At 60.9% G+C, this 12,433-nt stretch carries 10 protein-coding genes; 5 read left to right on the top strand and 5 right to left on the bottom strand.

Annotated elements, in window-relative coordinates; all coding sequences use genetic code 11:
* Positions 1-91: 91 nt before the first annotated feature.
* Positions 92-922, bottom strand: a complete 831-nt coding sequence (locus tag M9827_RS19415; RefSeq protein ID WP_250606691.1) for an oxidoreductase — start codon at positions 920-922, stop codon at positions 92-94.
* Between the two features lie 130 nt (positions 923-1,052).
* Between M9827_RS19415 and M9827_RS19420 the strand changes: the two genes are divergently transcribed.
* Positions 1,053-1,943 (top strand): LysR family transcriptional regulator, encoded by an 891-nt coding sequence (locus M9827_RS19420; RefSeq protein WP_250606692.1) that lies wholly within the window; start codon positions 1,053-1,055, stop codon positions 1,941-1,943.
* Between the two features lie 4 nt (positions 1,944-1,947).
* On the opposite strand, the gene M9827_RS19425 is transcribed toward M9827_RS19420, so the two are convergent.
* Positions 1,948-3,114: an acetyltransferase domain-containing protein gene (locus M9827_RS19425; RefSeq protein ID WP_250606693.1), complete on the bottom strand. Its 1,167-nt coding sequence runs from the start codon at positions 3,112-3,114 to the stop codon at positions 1,948-1,950.
* Positions 3,115-3,331: 217 nt separating this feature from the next.
* Between M9827_RS19425 and M9827_RS19430 the strand changes: the two genes are divergently transcribed.
* Together M9827_RS19430 and M9827_RS19435 are read left to right on the top strand one after the other, a co-directional pair.
* Positions 3,332-3,928 (top strand): paraquat-inducible protein A, encoded by a 597-nt coding sequence (locus M9827_RS19430; RefSeq protein ID WP_250606694.1) that lies wholly within the window; start codon positions 3,332-3,334, stop codon positions 3,926-3,928.
* Positions 3,925-4,614, top strand: a complete 690-nt coding sequence (locus M9827_RS19435) for a paraquat-inducible protein A (RefSeq protein WP_250606695.1) — start codon at positions 3,925-3,927, stop codon at positions 4,612-4,614. Before M9827_RS19430 ends, M9827_RS19435 begins: the two co-directional genes overlap by 4 nt.
* Here M9827_RS19435 and ydiJ read toward each other — a convergent pair.
* Positions 4,547-7,573, bottom strand: coding sequence for a D-2-hydroxyglutarate dehydrogenase YdiJ (gene ydiJ / locus M9827_RS19440; protein WP_250606696.1), 3,027 nt, complete (start codon positions 7,571-7,573; stop codon positions 4,547-4,549). The genes M9827_RS19435 and ydiJ overlap by 68 nt on opposite strands.
* 157 nt (positions 7,574-7,730) lie before the next feature.
* Here ydiJ and M9827_RS19445 point away from each other — a divergent pair, with 157 nt between their 5' ends.
* Positions 7,731-8,615 (top strand): LysR substrate-binding domain-containing protein, encoded by an 885-nt coding sequence (locus tag M9827_RS19445; protein ID WP_250606697.1) that lies wholly within the window; start codon positions 7,731-7,733, stop codon positions 8,613-8,615.
* A 104-nt stretch (positions 8,616-8,719) separates the two neighbouring features.
* Here M9827_RS19445 and M9827_RS19450 read toward each other — a convergent pair whose 3' ends face one another.
* Positions 8,720-9,994 carry a glucarate dehydratase family protein gene (locus M9827_RS19450; protein ID WP_250606698.1) on the bottom strand — a complete coding sequence of 425 codons (1,275 nt, stop codon included), beginning with the start codon at positions 9,992-9,994 and terminating at the stop codon, positions 8,720-8,722.
* Between the two features lie 30 nt (positions 9,995-10,024).
* On the bottom strand, positions 10,025-11,392 hold the full coding sequence (locus M9827_RS19455) for an MFS transporter (RefSeq protein WP_250606699.1): 1,368 nt from the start codon (positions 11,390-11,392) through the stop codon (positions 10,025-10,027).
* A 117-nt stretch (positions 11,393-11,509) separates the two neighbouring features.
* Between M9827_RS19455 and M9827_RS19460 the strand changes: the two genes are divergently transcribed.
* Complete coding sequence (locus tag M9827_RS19460; protein ID WP_127926836.1) at positions 11,510-12,409, top strand: LysR family transcriptional regulator; 900 nt, start codon at positions 11,510-11,512, stop codon at positions 12,407-12,409.
* The last annotated feature ends 24 nt before the right edge of the window (positions 12,410-12,433 follow it).

Below are 12,433 nucleotides of genomic sequence, written 5' to 3' on the forward strand. Positions count from 1 at the left end.
CGAATAAGGCGCGAAATACACAGAAAAATCCACCGAAGTTTGCGCACGAAAAAGATGAGAGCGAGCAGCCTCGCTCTCACAGCTCCGGCGTTCAGTTGGCGAAATCGGTAGACAGCGCCAGTTCATTCCACTCGGCCAGTTCTTGCGCCACCCACCGATTCTTCGCCTCGATCCGCGCAACCGTGTCACTGCCCAGCGCCAGGCGCAGCGGCGGATTTGGCGCATTGACCAGCGCCAGCATCGCCTCGGCCAACTTCAACGGATCACCCGGTTGCGCATGGTTGGCCGCCTCGGCGAATGTGCGCATCTTGCCGACGGTTTCGTCGTAATCCGCTAGCTCAAGGCGGGTTTTGATCAGCGATTGCTCATCAAGGAAATCCGTGCGGAAGAAGCCCGGCTCGACCACCGTGGCTTGAATGCCCAGCGGCGCCAGTTCCTGATGCAACGCCTCGGTAATGCCCTCGACGGCGAACTTGGTCGAGCCGTACACGCCCCAGCCCATATAAGCCTGGTAGCCGCCGATCGACGAGATGTTGATCACCCGACCACTGCGTTGCGCCCGCATATGCGGCAACACCGCGCGGGTGACGTTGAGCAGGCCGAACACGTTGGTGGCAAACAGACGCTCGGTCTCGCTGGCACTGGTTTCTTCGACGGCGCCGAGCACACCAAAACCGGCGTTGTTGATCAGCACATCGATACGGCCAAAACGCTTGATGCCTTCGGCAACCGCTTGGTGCGCTTGCTCCTCACGGGTGACGTCGAGACGCACCGCCAGCAGGTTCGGCTGCTCGCCGAGGCGGTCGGTGATGTCTTGCGGGTTGCGCGCGGTAGCGATGACCGCGTCACCGGCACGCAAGGCCTGTTCAGCGATGAGGATGCCAAAACCACGGGAAGCGCCAGTAATGAACCAGGTACGCATATCAACTCCTCCGGTCTGCAAGCCCGGCAACGGTGCCGGGTCTTGTTAATGAGTTGATGCGACTTTAAGGCCGTGCTACTGATGCGATAATCCCAACAAATTTGCATGACTTTGTGAAAGGCATTCACAGATGAAATCACCTTCGGCGGCAGATCTGTCAGTGTTCCTGTGCACCGCGCAGCACTTGAATTTCAGCAAAGCGGCCATCGAACTGGGCCTCACGCCCTCCGCTTTGAGCCATTCGGTAAAGGCCCTGGAAAACCGCCTCGGCGTGCGCCTGTTCAATCGCACCACCCGCAGCGTGGCGTTGACCGAGGCTGGCGAGCGTCTGTATGCGCGGCTGAAACCGGCGTTTCGCGACATCGACGACGCCTTGGAAGACCTCAACCATTTCCGCGATAAACCCTCGGGCAACCTGCGCATCACCTGCGGGCGGCAAGCCTGCGAACTGGTGTTGCTGCCGATTGCCAGCGAGTTTTTGCAGGCGTATCCGGACGTTCATCTGGAAGTGGTCGAGAGCGATGCACTGTTGGATATCGTCGCCAGCGGGTTCGATGCCGGCGTGCGCTTCGGCGATCGCCTCGAAGCCGATATGGTGTCGTTGCCGATTGGCCCGACAATGCGTTCGGTGGTGGTCGGCTCACCCGCGTTTTTCCAACGCCATGCGGCACCGCAAAAACCTGCGGACCTGCACGGTTTGCCGTGTATCCGCCACCGTTTCCCGAGCGGCTCGCTGTATCGCTGGGAACTCGAACGTGGTGGCGTCGCCCAGGAAATAGAAGTCAACGGGCCGCTGACCCTCGGCGATGTCAGCCTGATGGTCGGGCCCGCACTGCAGGGGCTGGGACTGGCTTATGTGTTCGAAGACATGGTAAGCGAACATCTCGCCAGCGAGCGGCTGGTGCAAGTGCTGGCAGACTGGTGCCCGTACTATCCGGGTCTGCACCTGTACTACCCGAGCCGGCGCCATGTACCGGCGCCGCTGAAGGCGTTTATCGACTTCGTGCGCAACCGGCGGTAGGCATCTACAGATATTTCAACCAGGCCATGTCGCGGCGCCGGGCCTTCAACGCCGAGAACCAGCGCACGACCGGGAACAGCGCAACCGCCAGAATCACCGACGCCAACCAGATCGCCGCCACCGACGAAAAGCCGAAATAGCTGCCTTGATTCAGCCCGAACAGGGCCACACCGATCAGGTACAACACCTTCAACGTGTACAGATGCAGCAGATAGAAAAACATCGGCGCCGAACCGAACACGGTCAGCCAACGAATCCAGCGACGATCCTGTACACGCTCGAACGCCAGTAGCAGTAACAGCCCGGCGCTCACGGTCAGCGCGATAAACAACAACGACGGTGGGTACTTGGTGATGTTGAAAAAGCTCATCAGGGTTTGCACCGACGTGTCGCCCACGGCCCATGGTTTTTCGCCATAGCCGTTGATCAGCCGCAGCCCGACAAAACCCAGCAGCCCCGCGCTACCCGCGATCAGCAGGTGGCACTGACGCAAACCCGCTTCAAAGCCGCGAGCAAACCATGGCCCCAGCGCATAACCCAGACCGATCACACCGATCCATGGCAGCAACGGATAGGAAGTGCGCAGGCGCAGATTTTCGCTGATTTCGATCCAGCCGCGATCATGCAAAATCGCCCATGGCACGTGCAGCGCCGACTCCACTGGAAAATGCACCGCGTCGAGCAGGTTGTGTCCAGCGATGATCGCCAGGCTCAACGCCAGCAACAGCCAGCGCGGCAGCCAGACCAGCAGCGACAGGGCGATCATGCTCAAGCCGATCGCCCAGATCACTTGCAGATAAATCACGCTCGGCGGCAGCTGGAACGTCCAGGCGAAGTTCACCAGCGTGAACTCCAGCACCACCAGAAACAGGCCGCGCTTGAACAGAAACGCACTGACATCGGCCTTGCCCGCGTACTTTTCGCCGAACAACCACGCCGACAATCCCGTCAGCAGCACGAATACCGGCGCACACAGATGCGCCAGGGTGCGACTGAAGAACAGCGCCGGCTCGGTGCTGGCAATGTCCATCGGATCAGCGACTTGGCGATGCAGCAAAAAGGTTTCACGCACGTGGTCCAGCAGCATGAACAGAATGACCAGGCCTCTGAGGGCATCGATGGACAGCAACCGGCCAGTCAACGGGGCAGAACGGGGAAGCACAATCGTCATAAGCGTTTCGCAATCGAAGGGATAACAGCGGGCGCCGACAAGGACTGCCCTGAAAAATTTGCGTTACCTTATAACACCAAAAAGCAAATTCCCAAGCCCAATCGATAGCAGTTCTCAGAAAACCCTGCCGATCACGCCGCCCGGGTTGCCCTCCGGCCTCAGGCTTCTATAGTGATCAGGTCCCCCTGCCCTTGCGGCGTGCTGTCGAGCGTTGTCCATGGTCAACACCGAACACCTGATCATCTGCGAGCACTGCGACTGCGTGTACGAAAAAGCCGTGCTGGGCAAACACCAGAAAACCTCGTGCGTGCGTTGCGGCGGCGTACTCCAGCGTTTCAACGGTTTGACCGTCGAACAGCGTCTGGCCCTGACCTTCACGGCGGCGATGCTGTGGCTGTTCGCCAACTTTTATCCGGTGATGAGCATCAGCCTCAAAGGCCTGAAAAACAGCGCGACGCTGTGGGATTCGGTGCTGGCGCTGAGTCAGGGGCCGATCACGTTCATGGCGATGGTCGCGGCGATTTCGATCATCATTGCCCCGGCGTTTCAACTGGTGCTGCTGGTCTGGGTGTTGAGCTTTGCCTTGGGTGAAAGGCGCGCACCGGGCTTCAAGTTGTGCATGCGCTGGCTGGAAACCCTGCGGCCGTGGAGCATGCTCGAGGTGTGCCTGCTGGGGGCGATGGTGGCGGTGTTCAAACTGGCCGGATTGCTCGACGTGTTGCCCGGTATCGGCCTGTTCGCGCTAGCCGTGCTGAGCTTGATGATGATCAGGATTGCCGGCCGCGACATCCGCGACCTCTGGGACATTCCATGAAACGGCCACCGACTGCCAGCGAACTCAATCTGTGTCTGTGCCACAGCTGCGGACTGGCTTGCGACATGACCGACGAGCCGCACGAGTGCCCGCGCTGCGATGCGCCGCTGCACCGGCGCAAGACGAACTCGCTGACGCGCACCTGGGCCTACATGCTCGCGGCACTGGCGTTTTACGTGCCGGCCAATCTGCTGCCGGTGATGAACACCACCATGCTCGGCAGCGGCGCCGACAGCACGATCATGAGCGGCGTGCTGGAGTTCTGGCAGCACGGCGCGTGGGACATCGCGCTGATCATTTTCATCGCCAGCATCGCCGTGCCGGGCGTCAAGTTCGTCGCCCTGTCGCTGTTGTTGATCACTGTGCAACGCGACAGTGGCTGGGCACGCCGGGAGCGCTCGAAAATGTTCCGCTTCGTCGAGCTGATCGGCTACTGGTCAATGCTCGATGTGCTGGTGGTCGCACTGGTCGCAGCGCTGGTGAAATTCCAGACACTGGGCGATATCGAACCGCGGCCGGGCATCCTGTTCTTCGGCATGGTTGTGGTGCTGACCATGCTCTCGGCAATGAGCTTCGACCCCCGGCTGATCTGGGACAACGCTCCAGACGATGAACCACTCAGCGACGCAGAACCGCCAGCAGCACCTGCAACGGATGACGCAGTGCCTGATCCGACTGGCGCTTGACCTGACTGCGGCAGGAATAACCGGTCGCCAATGCTTCGCCCTGCTCCGCCGGCGCGTCGACCTGACGGGCCCACGACTGCTCGTAGATCACCGCCGAGGTTTCACGATTGCGCGCTTCGTGGCCGTAAGTGCCGGACATGCCGCAGCAACCGGTGGCTTGCGTGGCCAGTTTCAACCCTGCGCGCTCAAACACCTGTTCCCACTGGCGGGTGGCGGCCGGGGCGTTGGTTTTCTCGGTGCAATGGGCGAGCAGTCGGAACGATGCAGTTTTATCCTGCGCCGCCTGCTCTGGCATCACCTTCAGCAACCATTCCTGCACCAGCGCCACCTCCGGGCATTGCTCCATGCCGGGGACTTTCAGGTATTCCTGGCGATACACCAGCGTCATCGCCGGATCGAGGCCCAGCAACGGCACTCCCACATCGGCCAATTCGCGCAACTGCCGAGCATTGCGCAACGCCGTGCGGTTGAACGCCGAGAGGAAGCCCTGCACGTGCAGCGGCTTGCCGTTGGCGCTGAACGGCGCCAGATAGACCTGATAGCCCAGACGTGAAATCAGCTCGACCAGATCGGCCAACAGCGGCGCTTCGAAGTAGCGGGTGAAGGCATCCTGCACGATGACCACACTGCGTTCGCGTTGCGCTGGAGTCAGCGCCGCCAAGGTCGACACCGTCGCCGGTTGCACCTGCCAGCGGCGCATCGCCGCGTGGAAATCGAAGCGACTGAGCAACGGCACGTCGATCATGCCGCCGACGCGCTCCAGCAGACGACGAACCCACGCAGCGCCCATCAACCCGTTGTACAGCGCCGGAATCCGCGCCATGTACGGGATGCTGTATTCCAGCGAGGCGATCAGGTAATCCCGCGCCGGGCGCAGATAACGGCTGTGATACAGCTCGAGAAACCGCGAGCGAAACTCCGGCACATTGACCTTGACCGGGCACTGCCCCGCGCAGGATTTGCACGCCAGGCAACCGGCCATTGCGTCGTAGACTTCGTGGGAAAAGTCTTCGGCCTGCGCGCGGCTGTTGCGCCAGCGCTGCCACAACGTGCTGAAAAACGCTGGCTTGCGAATCGCATCCGACAACACATCGACACCCGCCTCGCCCTGCAAACGCAGCCACTCGCGAATCAACGAGGCGCGACCCTTGGGCGATTGCGCACGCTCACGGGTGGCTTTCCACGACGGGCACATTGCATCGTCGGGGTCGAAGTTGTAGCAGGCGCCGTTGCCGTTGCAGTGCATGGCCGCGCCGTAGCTCTGCCAGACTTTTTCGTCTATCTGCCGATCCAGTTCACCGCGCAAAGTCACTTCGTCGATTTTCAGCAGCGCAGCGCCAGTGTTGGCCGGGGTGGCGATTTTACCGGGGTTGAACTGATTGAACGGGTCGAACGCGGCCTTCAAGGCTTGCAGCGCGGGGTACAGTTCACCGAAGAAGGCCGGTGCGTATTCGGAGCGCAAGCCTTTGCCGTGCTCACCCCACAACAGGCCACCGTAACGCTGGGTCAGCGCAGCGACGCCATCGGACACCGGACGCACCAACGCGGCTTGCTGCGGGTCTTTCATGTCGAGAATCGGCCGCACGTGCAGCACGCCTGCATCGACATGGCCGAACATGCCGTACTGCAAACCGTGGCTGTCGAGCAAGTCGCGCAACTCGGCGATATATTCGGCCAGGTGTTGCGGCGGCACCGCGGTGTCTTCCACAAACGGCTGCGGCCGCGCTTCACCGGCGACGTTGCCGAGCAGGCCAACCGCACGTTTGCGCATGCCGTAGACCTTGTTTACCGCGGCGTGCCCGACCGCCAGCGTGTGGCCCAAACGCTCGACCGTGCGGTCGCTGCTCAAGTGCTCGACAAACGCCTCGACCCGGCGTTGCAACTCTTCGGGATCGTCGCCGCAGAACTCCACCAGGTTGATGCCAAGCGTCGGCCGCTCGGCGCTTTCCGGGAAATACTCGGCGACGCCATGCCAGACGATGTCCTGCATCGCCAGCAGCAAGACTTTCGAGTCAACGGTTTCGATCGACAACGGCTTGAGCGCCATCAAGGCCCGGGCGTCGCGCAGTGCGTCCATGAACCCGGCGTAGCGGATGTTCACCAACATGGTGTGCTTGGGGATCGGCAAGACATTCAGCCGCGCTTCGACGACAAACCCCAGCGAGCCTTCGGCACCGCAGAGCACGCTGTTGAGGTTGAAACGGTTGTCCGCCTCACGCAGGTGCGCCAGGTCATAACCGGTCAGGCAGCGGTTGAGGTCGGGGAAACGCTCTTTGATCAGCTCACCCTGCTCATCAATGATTTGCCGGGCGCAGCGATAGACTTCGCCGACGCGATCTTCGCGGGCGCACAGGGCTTCGAGTTCGCTCTCCTCAAGCGGCAGCCCGTGCAGGCGCTCGCCACCACGCAGGACCATATCGAGCTCAAGCACATGGTCGCGGGTCTTGCCGTAGGTGCAACTGCCCTGACCGCTGGCGTCGGTGTTGATCATGCCGCCGACGGTGGCGCGGTTAGAGGTCGACAGCTCCGGGGCGAAAAACAGCCCGGCGGATTTCAGTGCGGCGTTGAGCTGATCCTTGACCACCCCGGCCTGCACGCGCACCCAGCGTTCTTCAACGTTGATTTCCAGAATGCGGTTCATGTGCCGCGACAGGTCGACGACGATGCCATCGGTCAGCGATTGGCCGTTGGTGCCGGTGCCACCACCGCGCGGTGTGATCACCACTTGCTGGTACGCCGGTTCGGCGATCAGCCGCGCCACCCGCGCCACGTCCTCGGCGTCCCGCGGAAACACCGCCGCTTGCGGCAGACGCTGATAGATCGAATTGTCCGTCGCCAGCACCACGCGGCTGGCGTAATCGGCGCTGATTTCACCGCGAAAACCGCTGGCTTTCAGGGCTGTCAGGAACTGCTGGTAATCGCTGGTCAGGGCTTTGGCGGGGGACAGCTGGGCAATCATCGGTCAGGTTATCTCGGTCAAATCGGGCCGCGTGGCGGTAAACAGTTGTACGCAACGAATGATTGCGTCAGGCTCCGCCATCTCATGGTGCCCATGTTCATTGCTGGCGAACGTCGGGACAACCGTAAATTCGACCCGCTATTGATGACTTTTACGAATGAATCCGCGCACGCTCACCCCTTCCATGTCGTTATTGCTGGCTTTCGAAGCAGCCGCACGCCACGAAAGCTATACCCGCGCCGCCCATGAACTGTCGCTGACGCAGAGTGCAGTCAGCCGTCAGGTGCAGATTCTCGAGAAGATGCTCGGCATGCGCCTGTTCACGCGCGAAGGCCGGCAAGTGGTGCTGACCGACGTCGGGCGCATGTATCAGCGCGAACTCGCCGAAGCGTTGGGGCAGATTCGCAGCGCGACGTTGCAGGCGATGGCATTTGGTTCGGGCATTCACAGCCTGCGCCTGGCGACGCTGCCGACCTTCGGTTCGAAATGGCTGCTGCCACGGCTGAAGGATTTCTACACCGCGCATCCGGGCATGACCGTGCACTTGCATTCGCGAATCGAAGCAATCGACTTCGACACCAGCGAAATCGACGCAGCGATCTGCGTCGGCGGCGGTGACTGGCCGGGATTGACCGCCCTGCCCCTGCACACCGAAGAACTGGTGGTGATCGCCAGTGCGCAGTTGTCCGACGCTGAACGCGATGACGCCAAACAACATATCGCCGGGCAACTGCTGCTCAACGTCAGCAGCAATGCCCAGGCCTGGGCGGAATGGTTCAGCCATCACGGCTTGCCGCACCGCAGCATGCGCATCGGGCCGAGCTTTGAAATGACCTCGCACTTGATTCAGGCAGTGCGGGCCAATATTGGCGTGGGATTGGTGCCGCGGATTCTGGTTGAGGATGAGTTGTTGAAAGGTGAGCTGTTGCAACTGGGCGAGCCGATTACCAGTCGTCGCAGCTATTACCTGGTGTATCCGCCGCGTAATGAAAATCTGCCGTCGCTGAAAGCGTTTCGGGATTGGTTGGTGCATACACTCTGAAAGAATGAGTTGCTGCCATTCGCGAGCAAGCTCGCTCCCACACCTTGGAATGCATTTCCCCTGTGGGAGCGAGCCTGCTCGCGAAGAAGCCGGCAATGGCAACCTCAAAATCTCGGTTTAACCGCTTTCCAGTCAGGCTTGTAGCGCTGCATCTGCCGCACATCATCGCGCTGACGAATTCCGCAGGTGAGGTACTGATCATGCAGCTTGCCCAACTGATCATGATCCAGCTCCAGCCCAAGCCCAGGCGCGCGGGTGATTTTCACGCAGCCATCGACAATCGGCAGCTTGCCACCCTTGATCACCTCTTCATCCGGCTCCTGCCACGGGTAATGCGTGTCGCAGGCGTAATCCAGATTCGGCACGGCCGCCGCCACATGCGCCATCGCCATCAGGCTGATGCCCAGGTGTGAATTGGAATGCATTGACACGCCGAGACCGAACACATCGCACATTTTCGCCAAGGTCTGGGTGTCGCGCAGACCGCCCCAGTAATGGTGATCGGCAAGCACAATCTGCACGCTGTTCTGCGCGACGCTGCGACGGAACTCGTCGAAATCGGTAACCACCATGTTGGTCGCCAGCGGCAGACCCGTGCGCTTGTGCAGTTCGGCCATGCCGTCGAGGCCCGGCGTCGGGTCTTCGTAATACTGCAGATCATCACCAAGCAATTCGGCCATGCGAATCGAGGTTTCCAGCGACCAGTTGCCGTTCGGATCGATGCGCAACGGGTATCCGGGAAAGGCTTTTTTCAACGCCTTGATGCACACCACTTCATGCTCCGGCGGCAAGGTGCCGGCCTTGAGCTTGATGCTCTTGAAACCGTACGCCTCGATCATCCGCGCAGCTTGCGCCACGATCTGCTGCTCACTGAGCGCCTCGCCCCAGTTGTCTGGCTTGTAGGGTGAATCGACATGCTGCGCGTACTTGAAGAACAGGTAAGCGCTGAACGGTATTTCATCGCGAATGGCACCGCCGAGCAGATCCACCAGCGGCACATTCAGGTAATGCGCCTGCAAATCGAGGAACGCCACTTCGAACGCCGAGTAGGCATTGCTCACCGCTTTGCTGGCGTGGGAGCCGGGCGCCAGTTCGGCACCGGCAAGGCTCGCCGGTTTGTTCGCGGCAACAGTGGCCTGGACGATGGCGCGCAACTGGTTGAGGTTGAACGGGTCGAGGCCGATCAACTGCGCCTGCAACTGCTGCTGGATCGCCAGTGCCGGGGCATCACCGTAGCTTTCGCCGAGGCCGATGTAGCCATTGTCGCTTTCGATCTCGATGATCGAGCGCAGGGCAAAGGGTTCGTGGATGCCACTGGCGTTGAGCAGCGGCGGATCGCGGAAGGCAATCGGGGTCACGGTGACACGAGTGATTTTCAAGATAACGCTCCTGACAGATCAACAATCAATTCAATGGCTCGCGGCCGGGCTGGCCGTCGCAACGGCGGCGGTCTTGTCATGGGGCTTTGCCGGGGTCTGACCTTTGCCGGCCGGCGCTGTGCGAGCGAAGAAGATCACCACCGCCGCAACCAGCGACGTGCCCGCCAAGCCATACAACCCGCCCTCGATCGAGCCGGTGGTTTGCTCAAGAAAACCGAACGCGGTCGGCGCGACGAAACCGCCGAGGTTGCCGATGGAGTTGATCAGCGCGATCACCGCCGCAGCGATGCGTGCATCCAGGTAGCTTTGCGGAATCGGCCAGAACAGTGCCGAAGCAGCCTTGAAACCGATAGCGGCGAAGCAGATGGCGACGAAGGCGAAGATCGGCCCGCCGGTGGTCGACATGAACATGCCGATCGCCGCGATCACCAGCGTCAGCGCGACCCAGGCCTGCTGGAATTTCCACTTGCCAGCCATCGCCGCAAAGCCATACATGGCGACAATCGAAATGATCCACGGGATCGAGTTGAGCAGGCCAACCTGGAAGTCGCCGAGGTTGCCCATTTTCTTGATCATGCTCGGCAGCCAGAACGTCGCGCCGTAGATGGTCAGGGCAATGGAGAAGTAGATGAAGCAGAACAGCGCAATCTGCCGATCTGCCAACAGTTTGAACATCGACGGCTTGGCCACCTGCACCGCCTCACGGGCACGCTGCTCTTCGGCAATCGCCGCCACCAGCGCATCACGTTCCTCTTCGCTCAACCACTTGGCCTGACGCGGATGCGATTGCAGCCAGAACCAGACGAAGGCGCAAAGCACCACCGAGGCGGCGCCCTCGATCAAGAACATCCATTGCCAGCCATGCAAACCCAGGCCACTGATATGCAGCAACGCACCGGACACCGGGCCGGAGATCACCGAGGCAATCGCCGAACCGCTGAGAAACACCGCCATGGTCTTGCCACGCTCGGAGGCTGGCAGCCATTGGGTGAAGTAATAAATGATCCCCGGAAAGAACCCCGCCTCGGCCGCACCCAGAATAAAGCGCAGCACATAGAAACTGGTTTCACCTCGGACGAACGCCATGGCCATGGCGGCCGCGCCCCAAGTGAACATGATCCGCGTCAGCCAGACCCGTGCGCCGTAGCGTTGCAGGAGCATGTTGGACGGCACTTCGAACAGCGCGTAGCCCACAAAGAACAAACCGGCACCGAGGCCGTAAGCCGCCGCGCCAATGCCCAGATCGGTTTCCAGGTGACTGCGTACAAACCCGATGTTGACCCGATCAATGTAATTGACGATGAACATCACCACGAACAGCGGCAGCACGTGGCGCTTGACCTTGGCGGCGGCACGGGCAAGAACCGTGACATCCAGCGGACTCTGGAGGGTTTTCAAGGGCGACTCCCGATCTTGTTTTTTTAGGGATGGCGTGAAGCATTGGGCCGATCATGGACGGGGGCATTGATCCCGTCTAATCTAACTTGGCATTCGATTGATACCCGGATTAGATCAATGTTCGAACTGACCCAACTGCGTTGCTTCACCACGGTCGCCACCGAACTCAACTTTCGCCGAGCCGCCGAGCGACTGAACATGACCCAGCCGCCGCTGAGCCGGCAGATTCAATTACTGGAACATCACCTTGGTGTCGAATTGTTTACCCGCAGCACCCGCAGCGTTGCGCTGACGGCGGCCGGGCGCGCGTTCTTCATCGAAGCGCAGAATCTGCTGGAGCGCGCACAGCAAGCGGCAGTCACCGCCAGGCGGTTTGCCGAGGGTGATATCGGTTCGGTGAACATCAGTTTTGTCGGCAGCGCGGTGTATGAGTTTCTGCCCAAAGTCATCGCTGAGGCACGCCTGAAACAGCCGCAGGTGAAAATCGATCTGTCGGAGATGAACACTTACCAGCAACACGAGGCCCTGCGCGCGCGACGGATTGATCTGGGCATTGCCCGCGCACCGTTACTGGAGCCGGGGTATGCCACCGAATGCCTGGTACGCGAGCCGTTTGTACTGGCGGTGCCGAGCGGACATCCATTGGCAACGGCGGCTGAAGTGGCGGTCAGTGACCTGGATAAACAACCGTTTCTGATGTATTCCCACGCTGCGTATCCGCCGTTCAACGAACTGCTGACCGGGATGCTGCGCTCAGCTCGGGTCGCACCGGATTACGTGCAGTGGCTGGGTTCGTCGCTGACGATTCTGGCGCTGGTCAACGCCGGCATGGGCCTGGCACTGGTTCCGCGTTGCGCCACCAGTGTGGTGTTCAAGAATGTGGTATTTCGCGACATTGATCTGGGTGAAGGCGTGCAGAGCGAGCTGCATCTGATCTGGCGTGAGAACAACGACAACCCGGCGTTCGCGATGTTGCTGGAAGCGATTCGCCGGGCGGTGGCTGAGGGTTGGGGGTGAAGAAATACTAATTCTTCAGCGGTG

It is taken from the genome of Pseudomonas sp. AKS31 (assembly GCF_023634765.1).
Classification (GTDB): Bacteria; Pseudomonadota; Gammaproteobacteria; order Pseudomonadales; family Pseudomonadaceae; genus Aquipseudomonas.